Consider the following 17997-nt stretch of genomic DNA (forward strand, 5'->3'; position numbering starts at 1 on the left):
TACTGGTTTTTTCCTGGGGGAGCATGGCATGGCCCGAAGCGCGATGGCTGGGATAGTGGCGGGCGCCTTGTGGCTGCAAACGCAAGCGACGTTGCCGTCGCATCCTGCAGCGGCACTGGTATGCGCGCTGGTTCTCTCGCTGCTATTTTTAAAATTCACGGCCGGGCAATTTTGGCTTCGGCATTGCGCCGGTTTCGCGTGCGGCGTTGCGACCGGATTTCTCTGGTCAGCACTGCTGGCTTCACATACCCTGTCTGACGAACTGGCAAAAGCAGACGAAGGCCGGGATGTCACCATTATCGGCATCGTCTCCAGCCTGCCCAGCCATTCCCTTCAAGGCGTACGGTTCAATTTCACTGTCGAGAGCGTGGAAAATCCTGGCGCCAGCATTCCTCCCCGCATTGCTCTGTCGTGGTTTGCCGGCAGCCGTGCCGGCACTACCAGCGTTCCCGACGTCCGCCCCGGCCAGCGCTGGCAATTGACGGTCCGCCTGCAGCGTCCGCATGGCAATGCGAATCCATATGGATTTGACTACGAGCTGTGGTTGCTGGAACAGGGCATACGCGCCACCGGCTACATCCGGCAGCAGGGGCTCAATGAAAAGCTGGCGGAATTCGTACCGGGAATTGGCAATGTGGTGGAGCGGGGCAGGGGCGCACTGCGCGACCGGATCATGCAAGCCTTGCCGGACCGCGAATATGCCGGCGTCATCGTGGCGCTGGTCATCGGCGACCAGCGCGCCATCAGCCAGTCCGACTGGGACGTGTTCAACCGCACCGGTATCTCGCACCTGGTCAGTATTTCCGGCCTGCATATCACGATGCTGGCTGGACTGGCCGCTTGGGGCGCTGCCGCGTTGTGGCGCAGGTCATTCTTCACACGGCTGCAATTGCCGCTGCTGATGCCGGCGCAAAAGGTGGCTGCTTTGGCAGGTTTGCTGACAGCGTTTGTCTACGTGCTGCTGGCAGGCTTAGGCGTGCCAGCGCAGCGCACCCTGTACATGCTGGCAGCAGTCGCGGTAGCGCTGTGGTGCGGCCGCATTGCCGGCATCACCCACGTGCTGTGCTTCGCGGCATGTGTCACGGTGCTGCTGGATCCCTGGGCTGTGATGTGGCCGGGATACTGGCTGTCATTTGGCGCGGTTGCGGCGATCCTGTACGCGACGGCTGGCCGTGCAGGCAGCGGACATGCGGCCGTGGCGCCGGCTAAAGAAAATATGCAATTAACGAACAAATGTGACGAAAACGGCAAGCCGGCTGCCAAGGCGGATGGCAGCGCGAACGCCACCATCAGCGTAGATGCTGCGGATAATTCGCAATCCGTTTTCCCCGCGCGGTTCGGGCTGACTCCGCAATCGCGCGCCAGCATGGTGGCGAGCCTGAAAGCGGCGGCCCACGTGCAATATGCGGTAACAGTCGGGCTGGTGCCGCTGACGATGCTGCTGTTTGCCCAATTCTCACTGGTCAGCCCGGTTGCCAATGCCATCGCCATTCCAGTGGTCAGCCTGTTTGTGACGCCGCTGGCGCTGGCCGGCAGCCTGCTTCCTGCCGTACTTGGGACGCCATTGCTGCAACTGGCGCATGGCGCAGTCTGGCTGCTGGCGCAGGCGCTGCAATGGCTCAGCGCGTGGCCGCATGCGGTGTGGACTGCGCCTGTGCCTCCCGCCTGGGCATTTGCGTGGGCGCTGGCGGGGACGGCATGGCTGCTGGCGCCGTGCGGCTGGCCGGTCCGCTGGCTGGGCCTCGTGACGTGGCTGCCCTTGTTGCTGGCGAAGCCGGACCATCCAGAGCCTGGCAAATTCCGCGTCACTGCCTTCGATGTGGGGCAGGGTATGGCGCTGCTGGTGGAAACCGCCGGGCACCGGCTACTGTACGATACCGGGCCCGCATATTCCCTGGATACGAATGGCGGCAACCGCGTCATCTTGCCGTACCTGAAGGCGCGCGGCATCCACCATGTGGACGGCGTCATTGTCAGCCACAGCGACATCGACCATGCCGGCGGTGCGCTGGCGGTCCTGCAAGGCAGCAGCGTGGATTGGCTGGCGTCATCACTGCACGGGCGCCATCCGCTGGTACAGGCGGCGCGCCGGCATGTGCCGTGCGTGGCCGGGCAAACGTGGCGCTGGGATGGCGTGGTATTTGAAATATTGCATCCGTCTGCCGACAGCTACAGCGTCCCGGCATTGAAACCCAACGCCCGCAGCTGCGTGTTAAAGATCAGTACCGCCCGCAAATCCATCTTGCTTGCGGGCGACATCGAAGCGCCGCAGGAAACGCAATTACTGGCGGGGATAGCGCAACGGGTACAGGCCGACGTATTACTGGCGCCGCACCACGGCAGCGGCACATCGTCGACCGCAGCGTTCTTGCAGGCAGTGAATCCATCGGTGGCGCTATTCCAGGTGGGCTACCGCAACCGTTTTCATCATCCGCAGCCGCAAGTCTGGGCACGCTATCAAGCGCTAGGTATCCGTTCCTTGCGCACGGACGAACTGGGCGCCATCCGCCTTGACATTGGCGACAGCGTTGCAGTGGAAACGTATCGCAGTGCCCACGCGCGCTACTGGTATGGACGCTGAACCTTGCGCGGAAATTGTCAGGCTGCCAGCACCAGATTAGAACAAGCGTTCCATTTATTAATGGCGCAACCTCTTTACAATGGCTTCGATGAGGGAGAGACCATGAAAAAACCACAAATCCACTTTGCCCACGCGAACAGCTATCCGGCCGGGACGTACCGCAAGCTGTTTGAATTATTAAGCGAGCATTACAGTATTGGTGCGCTTGACATGCATGCGCACAACCCCGCTTACCCTGTCCGTACGGGGTGGCCGCATCTGGTGCGGGAATTGACTGATGAGCTGGAAAAGCGCTACACGGAACCGGTGATTTTGCTGGGCCATTCGCTGGGCGGCATGCTCAGTGTGATGACGGCCGCCAAGCGGCCGGACTTGGTGCGCTGCGTGGTGATGCTGGATTCGCCCGTGGTGGCGGGCTGGCGCGCGCTGGTCTTGCGCATGATGCGCAAGACGCCGATCGCCGACAAGTTTTCACCGGCGCGCTTTTCTGCGCGCCGCCGCAACGTGTGGCCGGATGCGGAGGCAGCGTACCAGCATTTCGCATCCAAGGATTTGTTTGCCGCATGGGCGCCAGGCGTGCTGCGCGACTATATCGATGCGGGGCTGAAACCGCACCCGAACGGCGTGCAATTGCGCTTTACGCGGGAAAATGAAACAGCCGTGTACCGCAGCTTGCCGCACCACGTCGGCAAACTGGTGCGCGGCGGGCTGCAAGTGCCGGCTGGTTTTATCGGTGGCACGGAATCCGAAGAAAACCGCATGGCGGGTTTGGACGCGACGCACCGGCTCGTGGGCAAGCATATCCGCATGCTGCCGGGCGGGCATTTATTCCCGATGGAATCGCCTGAATTGACGGCGCAAACCGTGCATGAATTGATCACGGAGTTGCTGGCTACACAGGATACCCGCGACGCTTATCATCGCCGGCGCCGGGCCTAGGATGTGCAAATTTATCCTTGAATACTATTGTTTCTTGTAAAATCCCGGGTGTTCGGGCCCTGGCGCCTGCCTGCAATCTTGAATAAATGGTTTTGCGATGACGATTAAGAGCGATAAATGGATACGCCGCATGGCGGAGCAGCATGGCATGATCGAGCCCTTCGAACCGGGCCAGGTCCGCGCCCAGGATGGCCGTAAAGTGATTTCGTATGGCACGTCGTCTTACGGTTACGACATCCGCTGCGCTGATGAATTCAAGGTGTTCACCAACATCAACAGCACCATTGTCGACCCGAAAAACTTCGATTCGAATTCGTTTGTCGACATCAAGAGCGACGTGTGCATCATCCCGCCGAATTCGTTCGCACTGGCCCGCACCATTGAATACTTCCGCATTCCGCGCAATGTGTTGACCGTGTGCCTGGGTAAATCCACGTATGCGCGTTGCGGCATCATCGTCAATGTGACGCCATTCGAGCCGGAATGGGAAGGCTACGTGACCCTGGAATTTTCCAACACGACGCCGCTGCCGGCGAAGATCTACGCGGGAGAAGGCTGCGCGCAAGTGCTGTTCTTCGAGAGCGATGAAATCTGCGAAACGTCTTACAAGGACCGCAACGGCAAATACCAGGGCCAGCATGGCGTGACCTTGCCTAAAGCGTAACGGCCTTAGCAAAGACAGGAAGGCGGCGCGGCTTGCTGATGCAGGCGCGCCGCTTTTTTCTTGGGTGCGTCAGGCGATGGGCAGCGTGATTTGCACGCACAGGCCGCCGCCATCGCGGTTCGTCGCGGCCAGTGTGCCGCCGTGTGCCTGCACGACCTGCTGCGCAATGGCCAGGCCCAGGCCATGGCCCTCCACGTCTGACGGCGTCTCCGTACTGCGGAAGAAGGGCTGGAAGATCGCTTGCAAGTCTTGTTCCGCGACGCCGGGCCCGCGGTCCAGCACGCGGATGTGCAGCCGGTGTTTCGCTTCTTCCGCATCCAGTTCCACCCGCACCGTGCCGCCCGGCGGACTGTGTTTGATGGCATTGCGAACGATGTTTTCAATGGCGCGCGCCAGCAAGTCAGCCTGGCCGATGACGGCGGCGTCGGCATCGCCGTGCAATTCGATGGCGCGTCCAGTGGGCGCCGCTTCATATTCCGCGTCCGCGACAATTTCATCGACCAGTTCCGCCATGTTGACGGGTTCTTTGGGCGTCGTCACGGAACCGGATTCCAGCCGCGCCAGCGTCAGCAACTCGCCCACCAGTTTATCCATGCGCACGCTTTCGCGCTCGATGCGCTCCAAGGTCGCATGGGCTTTGTCCGGCTGCTGGTGCGCCAAGCCGATGGCCGCTTGCAGACGGGCCAGCGGCGAGCGCAATTCGTGCGACACATCGTGCAGCAAACGCGTCTGGCCATCGATCAGGCTGCGCAAACGCGCTGTCATCCGGTCGAAATCGCGGCCCAAATCCGTCAGTTCGTCGCCACGCTGGCCGGCTGTGCCGCCAAAGCGGGGCGCCAGGTCGCCTTGCGATGCGGCTTCGAATGCCTGGCGCAGCGAGCGGATCGGGCGCGAAAAATACCAGGCCAGCAGGGCGGCAAACAGCAGGCTGGCTACCACGGCGGCGGCAATGGGAATAAATGGCGTCAGTGGCTGGAAGCGCGGCGGTGGCGGACCACCGGGGCCGCCAAAATTGCCCGGTCCCCCAGGCGCTCCGCCGCCACCGAAGTTTTCCGGCCCGCCATGCCTGCCAGGTCCGCCATAGCCGCCATAGCCACCAGGTGCGCCGGGGCCGTGCCGCTGCGCACCATCGAGCGGCATGGCGGGTTGGCCAAAGGATGCGGAAGCCGCCGCCGTAATGCCTGCCAACCCCGCGCCGGAAAACAGTGGGGGCGAGCCGGGACCCATCGGCCCTGGCGGTTCGCGCTGGGGCAGGAACAGTAAATACCGGTGCCCATCGGTCGCCTTGACTTCGCGCACCACGCGCTGGCGTTCCCCCTGTTTCAACACTTCGCGCGCTTCCAATACGGCATTGGGCTTGACGATCCGGCCCAGCAATTCGTGGCCTGATTCATCGACCGCATGTACGCGGTGCCGGTCCATATTTTCCAGCAAACTTTGCATGGCGTGGACGCCGCCGAATTCCAGCGTGGCAGCGGCTGACGCAATCGCGTCTTCCGCGCGCGGCCCCGTGTCGATATCGTAGCGGCGTGGTGGATTCGCATCGCGGTTTTTCAGCCAGACGGCGCCGCCAATTGCGACGGTGGCCGCCACCTGCGCCAGCAAGATGGAGAAAAAGAATTTCCAGAACAGACGGCCCACAGTCAATCCTTGATCAATTGATACCCAAGCCGGTACACGGTTTGCAGGCAGGAACGGCCATCGGCTATCGTACCCAGCTTGTGGCGCAAGCTGCTAAGGTGAACATCGATATTGCGGTCGAAGCGCGCCATCGGACGGCCCAGTCCTTGTTCCGACAGCATGTTCTTGCTGACAGGCTTGCCCGCGTTACGCGCCAGTACTTCCAGCAAGTTGAATTCCGTGCTGGTCAGTTCAAGATTGTTGCCGGCCCACGTGGCGCGCCGCTGTTCAGGCCACATGGTTAACTGGCCCACGACCAGCGGCGCATGATGGGCCGTATCGGAAGGCGTGGCCAGCGTGCGGCGCAAGATGGCGCGAATGCGGGCCGTCAATTCGCGCGGCGTGCATGGCTTGGCTACGTAATCATCGGCGCCCAACTCCAGTCCCACGATACGGTCCGTATCGTCGCCGCGCGCGGTCAGCATCAAAACGGGAATATTGCTGTGGGCGCGGATGCGGCGCAGTGTTTCCAGGCCGTTCATGCGTGGCATCATCACATCGAGCACGGCAATCGCATAGAGCCCCGATAGCGCGGCGGCCGCCCCGGTTTCGCCATCGTGCGCGGTTTTAACTTCAAATCCTTCCTGCTCCAGGTACTCCTGGAACATGCCAGTCAGTTCAGCGTCATCGTCGATCAATAAAACCTTGCTCATTATGCAGCGTGTGTCGAATGTTGGTGATGCATCATAGCTTACAAGCATGGAGCGAATGTGTGCATTTACCCGCTTTTACACGTGCCATCTTTACATGGTTTTACGTTGCGCTAACCGCGCTTTACATGCTCCGGACACACAATGGCTGCACTGATCAACCACCGAGGAGCAGCCATGAAAACCAAAGACAAATCATTCGTGACAAAAATCGCGTTGGCCGCCGTGCTGGCCGTGCCGGTCGGCATGGCCATTGCGGACGATGTGCCCGCCATGCAAGCGCCGGGCGCTTATGGCGGCGCGCTGGCTGGCGGCGCGGATGTCCCGCCGCCGCCAATGGAAGGCCGTATGGGCCCCGGCCGCTTTGGTCCCGGCATGCCTGGCGGCCCAGGCATGCCGGGCCGCGGTCCGCACGGCGGAGAAAAGATGCCAGGCGGCCCTGGCCCGCAAGGCCATGCAGGCGGCCCTGAACCGTTCGGCCCGCCGCCATTCCTGCATGGCTTGAATTTAACGGAGGCCCAGCAAGACAAGGTGTTCGCCATCCTGCACAGCCAGGCGCCGTATATCCGCGAGCAAGACAAGGCGCTGCACAAAGCACGCGAAGCGCTGCATGCGCTGGCGGCCAGCGCCCAGTATGACGATGCGAAAGCCGCATCGCTGGCGCAGGCGGCCGCACAGGCGATGTCGAACCTTGAAATGCAGCGCGTGCGCACCGGGCAAAAACTGCTGGCGGTCTTGACTGCCGAGCAGCGCAAGCAAGTCGAGCAGCGCCTGGCTGCGATGCCGCAGCGCGGTCCACGTTCCTGACCGGAGGCGCCATGACCATCAGTTCCGTCACGTCTTCCAGTGCAGCCAGCCAGGCTGCGTGGGTATCGCAAGCCCAGAACAATTCCGGCGCTGGCAACGCTGGCGCTGCCCATCGTCCGCCGCCGCCACCCGACGGGGGCGGCCTCGTCGGCGCAATAGCAGATGCGCTGCAATCCATCGGTGTGACTGCTACCGGTGCGGCGGACGGTGGCTCTGCCACGGGCAGCACCGATACCCGGGGCAATGCGGCACAGGCGCTGGGGAGTTTCTTGCATGAATTGATGGGGGCGCTGCATGAACAGGGGGCGTCAGCGCAGGCGGGCGGGCCGCCGCCGGATGGGCAATCGTATGGGCCACCGGGCGGTGGTCAGGGCGGCTCCGGTGGCCCCGGTGGCGGTCCCGGCCGTCTGTCTGCGGATTTGCAAAGCCTGATTGCCAAACTGGGCAGCAGTTCCACGGACAGTTCCAGCAGTGCGGACAGCGCTGGCAGCACGTCCACGGAAAGCAGCGCGTCCAGCGCCTTGCAAAACGCATTCAGCAACTTGCTGCAAGCGCTGGGCACGGACGCGTCCGATCCCAGTAGCAAGCTGAACAGCTTCCTGCAAACGCTGGCCGACAAATTGCCATCGGCAGGCAGCAGCGGCAACCTCATTAACACGTCGGTATAAGGAAACACACCACATGGATTTCCATGGCTATGTGGCGGCCTTAATACCGGCCGCCGCCGCGTAAGCTTTGCGGCGAAGCTCTCTTCGCAATCTTTTCCGTCAATCGCGGCCAACCCGAAGCAAGGTTCGCCGCGCCGCCTTTTTTCTCCCCAGTCTGGCCATGGCACGGCGCTTGCAGTATGTCCTGCATCTGCGCCACACAAGGGAATGCCGCCATGAATGCCAACAACCGATTGCTGAGCTACCGGCCCGATCCCGCGTGGAGTGTGTATACGCCCAGCGGCAGGGAAACCGATACGGAACTGGCTGACAGCGCTGCGCTGCTGGAAGCCGCCGCCACCGGGCAACTTCCCGCCTTCAGCAATCGCCTGGTGGCGCAAAGCCATGCGGCCGGGCGCGCCGTGCTGCAGACGCCGCCGGGCCGCCTGCTCAGCCATACGCTGGCCCAGCTGGTGCGCCAAGTGTGGCCGGCTGGCAGTGACGACATCAAACGTAAGGCCACCAATTTATTCGGGCTGGAGCTGGAAGGCTTGAGTCCCGAAGACAAGCAATTCGAATATGCGCGCCATCTGGCCCGGTTCATGCGCGAAGCCGCGCAGGAACTCGATGCCGGCGGCAATGCGCAAGATGCTCAGCGGCGTGTTCAGGCTGCGCTGGCGCAGGCGGCAAGGCACCATGCACCGGGCCTGCTGCACCATGCTAAAGGGGCAGGATTTCAGGCCGCGCTGGCGCAGGCGGCAAGGCACCATGCGCCGGGCCTGCTGCACCATGCGGGAGAGGCAGTCGTCCCCAGTTAATCGAAGTGGGTCCGGGCGGCGTGTCCGTTCCGGCGTTTGTCGTAGTACCTTCACCGGAGACTATCATGCATGACATCGATCGCACGACCCTGGAATTTGGCCAGGAAATGGGTTACGAAGGCGAGCAGTTCGAGTTTGGCCAGGGCGAATGGAGCGGCGAAACGGGCTTGCTGTCCGAAGCCGATGAAATGGAACTGGCCAATGAATTGCTGTCCGTGACCAACGAAGCGGAACTGGAACAATTCCTCGGCGGGTTCCTGAAAAAAGCCGCGAATTTTGCGGGTAATGTGATCCGTTCTCCTGTCGGACAGGCGGTGGGCGGCGTATTGAAAGGCGTGGCGAAAAAAGCGCTGCCGCTGGCCGGCGGCGCCATCGGCGGCTACTTCGGCGGTCCACTGGGCGCCAAGATCGGCAGCGGCCTGGCCTCTGCCGCAGGCAGTGCGCTGGGACTGGAAGCGGAAGGCGAGATGTCCGGTGAAGACCGGGAATTTGAAGGCGCGCGTACTTTTGTGCGGCTGGCAGCCGATACGGTCAAAGGCGCCGCGCAGGCGCGCGGTGGCGATCCCCGTTCCATTGCCCAGCAGGCCGCCACGGCGGCGGCGCGCAAGCATGCACCAGGCTTGCTGACCAAGGGCGGCGGACAGTGCGCGACGCAAGGCCGTGGCGGGATGGGACGCGGCGGCATGGGGGCGGGCGGCATGCAGGGCGGCATGCAGGGCGGCATGCAGGGCGCCGCGTCGGGCGGCATCAATGGTGCATCCGGCGCCATGTCCGGTGGCGGCGCGGCCAATGGCGGCGCATCCGGCCGCTGGGCGCGCCAGGGCCGCCATATTGTGCTGTACGGGGTGTAACGCATCATGGCCATCAGCCCTTATGCCGTGTGGATGCTGGCGCAGGAAGCGCGCTCGCTGCAGGCGCGCCTGGCCCGGGTCCAGCCTTTCGCGCTGATTGAGCCCATGGTGCCGGCCGCCGCGCTGTCGCCGGCATCGCAGGCTGCCATTGAAGCGCACCTGGCGCGGGGGCGGCGCGATCTGCGGCGGCTGGTCGATGGCTACCTGGTATGGCTGCGCAGCCCGTCGGGCCGCAACAGCAGCGCGGCCGAAGCGCAGCGCCGCTTTACCGTGCTGCGGCTGAAATTCAATGCGGCGCTGGCGCAATTCGATTTGTTCAATGACGTCATTACGCAGCGCAGCGAACATGAAAACGGCGTGTGGCTGTCCGGCCTCGATGTGGTGTCGGACGACGCCTTGCGGCTGCCGGGCAAACCCTACCGCGCGCCGCCGGTGATTTGCTACCTGGACCGGGGGCCTGGCGCGGCCATCCGCCGTGCCCGCACCCGTTTGCCGGGCGGCGATGACAACCCCGTTGCCATTATCCGCGTGCCGCGTGAGCGCATGGTGGGCAGCGGCATCGCGTCGTCGCTGGTGCATGAAGTGGGACACCAGGGTGCTGCGCTGCTAGACCTGGTGAATTCGCTGCGGCCCGTACTGCAGGGTATGCAGCGTGGCGCCAGCGGCCCGCCCCGCGTGTGGCGCTTGTGGGAGCGGTGGATTTCAGAAATTGTCGCGGACTTCTGGTCGCTGGCGCGCGTCGGCGTGGTGGCGACCCTGGGGTTGATGGGCGTAGTGAGCCTGCCGCGCGTATTCGTGTTCCGGCTCGATACGGAAGATCCGCACCCAATGCCATGGATAAGAGTGAAACTCAGTTGCGCCATGGGCCAGTTGCTGTATCCGCACCCGCAGTGGCAGCGGCTGGCGCAATTGTGGGAATCGTATTATCCGCAAACCGGCCTGCCGCCCGCGCTGAGGCGGCTGATGCAGCAACTGCAGGACAGCATGCCTGCGCTGGTACGCCTGCTGGCGCGGCACCGTCCGGCCGCGTTGCGGGGTGCGCCGCTGGCCGAGGCGCTGGGCGTGAAACAGCGCCAGCCGCGCCGTCTCGCCGTGCTGTTTTCGCTGTGGCGGCGCGCGCCGCAGCGGCTGTATGACGCGCCGCCATCGCTGGCGTTCGCCGTCATCGGGCAGGCGCGGGCCGACGGCCGCCTCGATCCGGAAGAAGAAAGCGTGCTGCTGGCGCGGCTGCTCACGCACTGGGCTTTGCGCAGTACGCTGGACACGGGGCGGCGCTCTGCCGTCTGTGCCGTGGTTCCGTAGTAATTGACCAAGGAGAGTGACATGGCAAACATCAAGAATGCGGCCGCCACGGCAAAGAAAATGCGCGGGGCGATCCAGGTGACGGTGCACGACACGCAGACCGGCGCGCCCATCGTCAATGCCGCCATCAAGCTGTATGAAGCGCACAACCGGCAGGGAGAGCGCATGCTGGCGTGCGACGTCGACGAAGTAAAAAAATGGGTGCCCGATGAAGCGCACCTGGTGGCCACTGGTTTTACCGGGCAGGATGGCGCGGTGCTGTTCGACCAGCGCGAACCTGGCGCCTACATTGCCGCGTATGACAATATCGTGCCGATGCGGCTCGATGCGCTGTATTACCAGTGCGCGGCGGTGCTGCACGGCTGCACGGAAAATATCTGCTTTGACTTCGCGTTCAACCCCACGGTGACGCTGTCCTATGAAAACAATTGCCAGCCGGTTGGCGAGCATTGCGCGTTTGTCGGCGACAAAGCCTTTGCGGAAGTGCACGTCGATGGTGATGCCGCCCTCGATGAATCACTGGTGCGGGTCGTGGCGCGCTCGCCATGGCTGCAGCGCAGCGATGACCGGCATACGTTTGTCTCAACGCTGCGCCACAGCGGCGTGCACCGCTTCGAGGCGCAAGTGCTGTTTGCGCGGCGCGGCAGGCCCGCTGCCATTGTCGTGGGACAGGATACTACGCCCGGCCATCCGCATGCGCTGTCGGCGGCCGGGATGCCGATGGCCCGCAGTGGCGCGGGGGCATCGCTGACGCCGGAAGAGCTGGCAGGCGTGCTGTCACCCGGCGCCATGGCGGGCTTAAAAGTGGCGGCGGACGTGGAAGTGGAACAGCGTACTCCCAGCCCGATTACCGGCAATGTGGGCGTGTCGCTGTCCCGCTCGGAAACGGAGCCGACGGAAGACTTGCCGCTGTGGACCCTGATCCGCAACAGCACGGAAGCGCTGGGCTTCAACAACTACCTGAAGTTCATCGACCAGCTGTTCTGCGACGCCCCTGTCGCCGTGCCGGACTTCGAGCGGCAGCGTTTTGCCGCCAAGGGCGCCATGTACAACAACTTGAAAGGCCGGCGCCTGCTGCCCTTCAATGACGCGGATTCGTACCGCGTGCTGAAGGCCGCCACGGAAGCTTTCGTGATGGTCAATTGCGGCATCCTCAGCTTGCCGCTGGCGTTCAATCCTGCCGAAGATGCGGCCTACCTGGACCGGCGCGACATTCCCAACGGCGCGGACCTGGCGCAAGTGCTGGCCAGTGATTACCTGGAAGTGGTGGATGGCTCCACGCTGACCTTGCCGTACCTGGCGGTCATCCGCCGCAAGCTGCCGGATATCCCGATCCACCTGGGACACAAGGATGCCGATGCGGACCTGTGCTTCGGCATTATCCAGGAGCGGCTGGCCAATCCGTGCCTGCTGGAGCTGATCTGGTCGTACTGGCAGGAAGAGGGCATGCTGGTGCAAACCATGAATGCCATTACGCAGCGCTTCCAGAACTTGCGGGCGCCCGGCATCGGCCCCGATCCGCTGTCCAATACGGAAATCGACATGCTGCGGCCCCTGAACAACCTGCTGTGGGGCTATACGCAGGATGAACAGCACCGGCTCTCGGTCGTGCGGCGCAATTACGAGTACGACCACCATTACGGCATCCGGCTCGACGGCCGGGCCGTACGCCAGTTCCGCCCTGCGGACAGCCGGTCGAAATTCCTGGAAGCGTTCCACCACTTGCTGCGTTTGTTGACGGCCTTCTACCGGCAAGACGACGACACCACTGTCAAGGCGGATGCGTTCCCTGTGCTGAATGCATTGAAGGAAGTGCACCTGATCCTGTCGCAGGGGGCGCACAACCAGTTCGGCGATTTGCCGTCGACCGCGCGGATCGAAATGCTGATGCAGCAATGGCTGCTGGCACGGCCTGAATTCCGTGAATTCCTGCCGACCCGCGTGATGGTGGCGTACCCCGAACCGTGGATGGACCGGGTCGATGCGATGAAAAAGCTGCAAAACTGGACCGATACCAGCGTCGTGCATTTCCGGTCGCTGGCGCTGTTTGGTGAACAGTTGCTGCTGTCTATCCGTTACGGCAACTGGAGCGACGTGTACGAATCGACGCAAGCGTTCAACTGGGCGCGGTTCTGGCGTCCGCAGGCGCAAGGGTATATCCATGCGTACCGGGCGGCGACCGGTGTCGATTTGTCGGTCGATGGCGCCGATCCTGCGGCCGACTCCACATTGCCGTCCGTGCTGCTGCGGCAGCGGCTCACGCAGCAGCACCAGCGGGCGTGATGGGGCGCGGCAGCGGGGAGGCAGGTGTGGACTTTCGCAGCGCGCTGTATCTGGGGATGCGCCATGGCGCCCGTGACGGCTGGGCGGCATGGGCGTCGCTCACCCTGGGCAAGCCCGCCGCGCTGCAGGAGCCGCCGGGCGCCGCCGCACTGGCGCAGGAACTGGCCGCCTTGCAGGGCTGCGAAGCCGCCACCTTGCTGCCGTCAACCTTGCACTTGTACCGCGACGTGTTTGGCTTGCTGGCGCAAGGGGTATTCGTACAAAGGCCGGCGCTGCTGGTGGATGTGGCGGCGTACCCGATCGCGCGCTGGGGTGTGGAGTGGGCAGCTGCGCAAGGCATGCCGGTACGGCGCTTCCGGCATGGCGACCTGCGGCAGCTTTGCTGGCTGGCGCAACGGGCGCACCGGCAGGGCTGCGCTCCCGTCGTGCTGGCGGATGGCTACACGCCGGGCGATCCGTGGCCGCCACCGCTGCGGGCTTACGCGGACATCGTGATGCCGCTGGACGGCTGGCTGGTGCTCGATGACACCCAGGCGCTGGGCGTGCTGGGGCAGGATGGCGGCGGGTCGGTGCGGCTGCATGGTTTGCAGGGCGCGCGGGTGCTGGCCGGCGCGTCGCTGGCCAAAGGCTTTGGCGCACCGCTGGCCGTGCTGGCAGGGCCGGCGCCAGCCATTGCAGCCTTTGAGCAGCGCAGCGAAAGCCGCGTGCATGCCAGCCCGCCGTCCGTGGCGGTGATTGCGGCGGCCCGGCACGCACTGCGCGTCAATGCCCGTGACGGGCCGTCGCTGCGGCGTACGTTGCTGGCGCGTATCCGGCAATTGCGGCAGGCATTGGCTGCGCTGGGGCTGGCATGCCACGGCGGCGGATTTCCCGTGCAACTGGTGCCATTGCCGCCGATGAGTAGCGGCGATGCGGCGGCACTGGCGGAACAGGTGCAGGGCGTGCTGCTGCGGACGAAAAGTGGCTTGGCGCTGGCATTGCTGCTGCGGGCCGATCACCGTGAAGCGGATGTGACGCGCGTTGCGGCCTTGCTGGCAAACGGGATTGCACGATGTGGGGGCGGGCATGGAAACCGAATTCGAGATATTGCCGTTTTCAGCTGAATGGCAGGAAGCGGAGCTGCTGTCCGGCGAGAGCGAACAGGGCGAGCGGGGCATGCGCATTGGGCGGGGCGCCATGGGCGGCGGCAGGCTGGGGCGCCCCGCGCGGGGCGCGGTAAGCGGCGCCGGCAAGGCGGGGCGTGCGGGGATGGGCGGTGGAACACGGTCCGGATGGGCCGCGTCAGCAGGCAAGGCAGGCGGCCTGCGGGGTAAAGGCGGCGCCGGCAAGGGCGTGCCGCTGCGCTCTGGTGCTCCTGATCAGTGGCACGGTGCACGCCCCTGGCCCCAGGCATGGCATGGCCCGTGGCACGGCCGCTGGCCCTATGGCTGGATTGCGCCGGCTGGCGGCTTTTGGCCGGCTGGTGTCGCCGTGTATGAGCCGGACTGGCTGGCAGCCGGCGATGCGCCGCTCGATGCGGCGGACGATGCAGATAACAGTGACTTCGGCGGCGATGGCGCCGGCGAATGGGAATGGAGGTAGCAGCCATGTATAGCAATGATTGCCAATGTGCGTCTTGCCGCCACACGGCGGCAGGCGGGTTTGAAGTCATGGAGTTTCCTTTTGAAATAGCGGCGCCGTTCAACGAACAGGAAGAAATGGAACTGGCCATGGAACTGTTGTCTGTCACCAATGAGGCGGAAATGGAGCAATTCCTCGGCAACGTCTTCAAGAAGGCGTGGCAAGGCATCAAGAAAGTCGCCAAGCCGCTGGGCGGCGCGCTGCGGGGCATCGCCAAGGCCGCGCTGCCGATGGTGGGCGGAGCGCTGGGGTCATTCATTCCCATCCCCGGAGTCGGAACGGCGCTGGGTTCCGCGCTGGGCGGCGCCATCAGCAAGGCGCTGGAAATGGAAATGAATGAAATGGGGGAACTGGCGCAGGAAGACCGCGAGTTTGAAACAGCGCGGCGGGTGGTGCGGATTGCGGGCACCGCCGCCAAGCTGGCCGGCGACAGCGATGGCAGTCCGCGCGCCATACGCTGCGCGCTGATGCAGGCGGTACGCAGCCATGCGCCGCATTTATCGGCAGCGGCGTTGCGCGCCGCCACCGGCGGCGACCCGGCGCCGAACCAGGAAGTGATGGGCGAAGAAGCTTACAGCGGCCCGTGGCGCAAGCGGCGCGCCGAGCGTTTCCCCATGCTGGAATTGCCGTAAGCTGCGCGGTCCGCCATGATCATCGACTGCCATTGCCATGCCGGCCCCGGGGATGGCTTGTCCGGCCCCTGGGACAGCGACGCGACGTTGGCGCGCTACCTGCGCCGCGCCAGCCAGGCGGGTATCGCCCGCACAGCGCTGCTGCCGGCCTTCCACAGCGATTATGCGGTGGCCAACCGCGAAGTGGCGCGCATGGTGGCGGCCAGCCCGCAGCGCTTTTATGGCTATGCGTTCGTGCATGCGCGCAGGGACCGGGGACGCATCGGCGCCATGGTGCGCACTGCGGTCGAACAGTATGGGTTTATCGGCATCAAGGTGCACCGCCATGACGCCCGCATCAGCGGCGAAGTATGCGATGCGGCGCGCCGCTACCGGCTGCCGGTGCTGTATGACCCGGCCGGAGAGACATCGGTGGCGGAATTACTGGCCACGCAATATCCGGACGTGAATTTCATCTTGCCGCACCTGGGCAGCTTTGCCGATGACTGGGCCGCACAGCTGGCGCTGATCGACCACCTGGTGCGGCACCCGAATATTTATGCGGATACGTCCGGCGTGCGCCGCTATGATTTGCTGGAGCAGGCGGTGCGCCGCGCCGGGCCCCACAAGCTGCTGTTTGGCAGTGACGGGCCTTGGCTGCACCCGGGGCTGGAATTGGAAAAGGTCAGATTGCTGGGCCTGCCGGCGGCCGACGAGGCGCTGATCACGGGCCACAATTTCCTGCGGCTGGCTGGTATCGGGTAAGCCGCGCTAGTGGTAAGCGGGGCCGTCTTGCTTGCCCTTGCGCCGCATTTGCAGCGCGCGGTCGCTGATGCCCAGCATGGCGGCGGCGCGCTGGTTGTTGCCCTGTTGCGCTGCCAGCGCCAGGCGCATCGCGGTATCGGCTGCTGCCTGGCTGATGGCGGGCAGGGAGACGCCAAGATCCAGCGCGTGGCGCACTGCATCCGTAAAACACTGGTCCGGCCATGCGGCGCCGGCGTGCAGCCTTTCGTCAGGCGGCACGTCGCCGATAGTCAGCGGACCCGGGCCGCAATGGCGGTGCCAGATGCGCGCGACAGTCTGGCGCAGGTCGCGCACATTGCCGGGGTAATGCCGTGTCAGCAGGTATTCGCGTACGGCAGGGTCCAGTTCGTGTTGCTGGTCCGGGTCCAGCTGCTGCAAGAAATGCGACACCAGCGGCAGGATATCGCCCTGGCGCTCGCGCAGCGGAGGCGGGCGGCAACGCCAGCCCGCGATGCGGTAATACAGGTCGGCGCGGAAGGTTCCCGCTGCGACGCAGGCTTCGAGGTCGCGGTTGGTGGCGCACACGAGGCGGAACCGGGTCGGTTGCCAATGGTTGCTGCCCAGCCGCTTGTATTGCTGTTCCTGGATCACGCGCAGCAATTGCGCCTGCAGCGGCAACGGCAATTCACCCACTTCATCGAGGAACAGGATACCGCCGTCGGCTTGCGCAAAGGCGCCGTCGCGTGCGCTGTCGGCGCCGGTGAACGCGCCTTTTTCATGGCCAAAAAATTCGCTGCCGGCCAGTTCCTGCGCCAGCGTACTGCAGTCAACCAGTACCAGCGGCGTATCGCCATGGCGGGCGTGGCTGGCGGGGAGCGCGCAACCGTTGAGTTGATGGATCAGCTTGGCAATTTGTTCCTTGCCGGTGCCGGTTTCACCGGTAATCAGCACAGGCGAGTGCGTCCATGCCGCCACTTCCACGACATTGCGCACCAGCGCGCGCCAGGCGAGGCTGTCGCCGACCAGACAGGAGCGCACGGTGTCTGTTTGCATCAACAGTTCTGTGGCGCGCCACCGTTGCAGGCGCGCTGCGCACTGGGCGGCAATGTTGCCGGCGCCGGCGGGGGCGGACGGCCACAGCAGGATGTCGGCGGCGCCGGCGTCGAGCAGCGACCAGCTTGCGTTGGCGGGAAGTATTCCACAGCAGACAGCCAATACGGATTGGCGTCCGCCGTTATCCACGGACAGCGTACTGAAAACAGCTGACGCTTGCTGATCCCATTGGCTGAACAGAAATACCGCCATTGCGCCGGGGCTGTCATGGGCGTGCCGTAAATTCACCCCAGCCAGGCCCAGCCCGGCTACCAGTGCGTCGGCAGCGCCATCCGGCAACGGTGCGGCCGGATGCAGGGACGCGGTCAGTATGTCTTCGGCACCCATACCATCAAAATAGGCAGGAAGCAGACTGGGTGGTTGAGGGGACGCAAGCATACCGGCTGCTTATGGTAATGGCGGAAAGATTATTGAATCACTACGATTCTACGCCCGCCGCCTTGCCATGGTGACGGCCAAGCCCGAAAAGCAACTCTGCCGCAACTTCCGCGCTATGAGCATCATGCGAACGATAGTTCTTTTGGGGCCAGGCCCCGAAGTATCGAGTCGTTCGCTTTGAGTCGGTGCCAGGCACCAAACGGATTTGAATCGGTGCCAGGCACCAAGCGGATTTGCAACACTTTTTAAATCGGTGCCAGGCACCAAACGGATTTGCAACTCTTTTTCCAATAAAAAGGCCGGCGATAT

General features: G+C 64.1%; 16 protein-coding genes. 13 read left to right on the forward strand and 3 right to left on the reverse strand.

The window, feature by feature from the left end:
- The first annotated feature begins 28 nt into the window (after positions 1-28).
- The 3 genes from GM668_RS13950 (at position 29) to dcd (ending at position 4184) form a co-directional block, all read left to right on the forward strand.
- Positions 29-2581 (forward strand): DNA internalization-related competence protein ComEC/Rec2, encoded by a 2553-nt coding sequence (locus GM668_RS13950; RefSeq protein ID WP_211923395.1) that lies wholly within the window; start codon positions 29-31, stop codon positions 2579-2581.
- A gap of 102 nt (positions 2582-2683) precedes the next feature.
- Positions 2684-3520 (forward strand): alpha/beta fold hydrolase, encoded by an 837-nt coding sequence (locus GM668_RS13955; RefSeq protein WP_155439576.1) that lies wholly within the window; start codon positions 2684-2686, stop codon positions 3518-3520.
- Positions 3521-3617: 97 nt separating this feature from the next.
- Positions 3618-4184, forward strand: coding sequence for a dCTP deaminase (dcd, locus tag GM668_RS13960; RefSeq protein WP_154378584.1), 567 nt, complete (start codon positions 3618-3620; stop codon positions 4182-4184).
- A 69-nt stretch (positions 4185-4253) separates the two neighbouring features.
- Here dcd and GM668_RS13965 read toward each other — a convergent pair whose 3' ends face one another.
- The gene (locus GM668_RS13965; RefSeq protein WP_170305638.1) at positions 4254-5825 is read right to left on the reverse strand and encodes a sensor histidine kinase; all 1572 of its coding nucleotides are present in this window, start codon (positions 5823-5825) and stop codon (positions 4254-4256) included.
- 2 nt (positions 5826-5827) lie between these two features.
- On the reverse strand, positions 5828-6517 hold the full coding sequence (locus GM668_RS13970; RefSeq protein ID WP_155439577.1) for a response regulator transcription factor: 690 nt from the start codon (positions 6515-6517) through the stop codon (positions 5828-5830).
- A 174-nt stretch (positions 6518-6691) separates the two neighbouring features.
- On the opposite strand from GM668_RS13970, the gene GM668_RS13975 reads away from it, so the two are divergent.
- From GM668_RS13975 to GM668_RS14020, 10 genes are all read left to right on the forward strand, one after another.
- The gene (locus tag GM668_RS13975) at positions 6692-7321 is read left to right on the forward strand and encodes a Spy/CpxP family protein refolding chaperone (RefSeq protein ID WP_155439578.1); all 630 of its coding nucleotides are present in this window, start codon (positions 6692-6694) and stop codon (positions 7319-7321) included.
- A gap of 11 nt (positions 7322-7332) precedes the next feature.
- Positions 7333-7989, forward strand: coding sequence for a hypothetical protein (locus GM668_RS13980; RefSeq protein WP_155439579.1), 657 nt, complete (start codon positions 7333-7335; stop codon positions 7987-7989).
- A gap of 215 nt (positions 7990-8204) precedes the next feature.
- Positions 8205-8786 (forward strand): hypothetical protein, encoded by a 582-nt coding sequence (locus tag GM668_RS13985; RefSeq protein WP_155439580.1) that lies wholly within the window; start codon positions 8205-8207, stop codon positions 8784-8786.
- A gap of 65 nt (positions 8787-8851) precedes the next feature.
- A complete protein-coding gene (locus GM668_RS13990; RefSeq protein ID WP_211923396.1) occupies positions 8852-9637 on the forward strand; it encodes a hypothetical protein in 786 nt (261 codons plus the stop codon).
- Positions 9638-9643: 6 nt separating this feature from the next.
- Complete coding sequence (locus GM668_RS13995) at positions 9644-10939, forward strand: hypothetical protein (RefSeq protein ID WP_155439581.1); 1296 nt, start codon at positions 9644-9646, stop codon at positions 10937-10939.
- A gap of 21 nt (positions 10940-10960) precedes the next feature.
- On the forward strand, positions 10961-13222 hold the full coding sequence (locus GM668_RS14000) for an 8-amino-7-oxononanoate synthase (protein ID WP_211923397.1): 2262 nt from the start codon (positions 10961-10963) through the stop codon (positions 13220-13222).
- A 26-nt stretch (positions 13223-13248) separates the two neighbouring features.
- The gene (locus GM668_RS14005; RefSeq protein WP_155439582.1) at positions 13249-14325 is read left to right on the forward strand and encodes an aminotransferase class I/II-fold pyridoxal phosphate-dependent enzyme; all 1077 of its coding nucleotides are present in this window, start codon (positions 13249-13251) and stop codon (positions 14323-14325) included.
- Entirely contained in the window at positions 14288-14803 is a 516-nt protein-coding gene (locus GM668_RS14010; RefSeq protein WP_155439583.1) for a hypothetical protein, read from the forward strand. Before GM668_RS14005 ends, GM668_RS14010 begins: the two co-directional genes overlap by 38 nt.
- Before the next feature lie 5 nt (positions 14804-14808).
- Complete coding sequence (locus tag GM668_RS14015) at positions 14809-15474, forward strand: hypothetical protein (protein ID WP_155439584.1); 666 nt, start codon at positions 14809-14811, stop codon at positions 15472-15474.
- Between the two features lie 15 nt (positions 15475-15489).
- On the forward strand, positions 15490-16218 hold the full coding sequence (locus GM668_RS14020) for an amidohydrolase family protein (protein ID WP_155439585.1): 729 nt from the start codon (positions 15490-15492) through the stop codon (positions 16216-16218).
- A gap of 6 nt (positions 16219-16224) precedes the next feature.
- On the opposite strand, the gene GM668_RS14025 is transcribed toward GM668_RS14020, so the two are convergent.
- Entirely contained in the window at positions 16225-17637 is a 1413-nt protein-coding gene (locus tag GM668_RS14025; RefSeq protein WP_229499303.1) for a sigma 54-interacting transcriptional regulator, read from the reverse strand.
- Between the last annotated feature and the right edge of the window lie 360 nt (positions 17638-17997).

Origin of the sequence: Pseudoduganella ginsengisoli (genome assembly GCF_009720865.1) — a bacterium.
GTDB lineage: Bacteria > Pseudomonadota > Gammaproteobacteria > Burkholderiales > Burkholderiaceae_D > Rugamonas > Rugamonas ginsengisoli.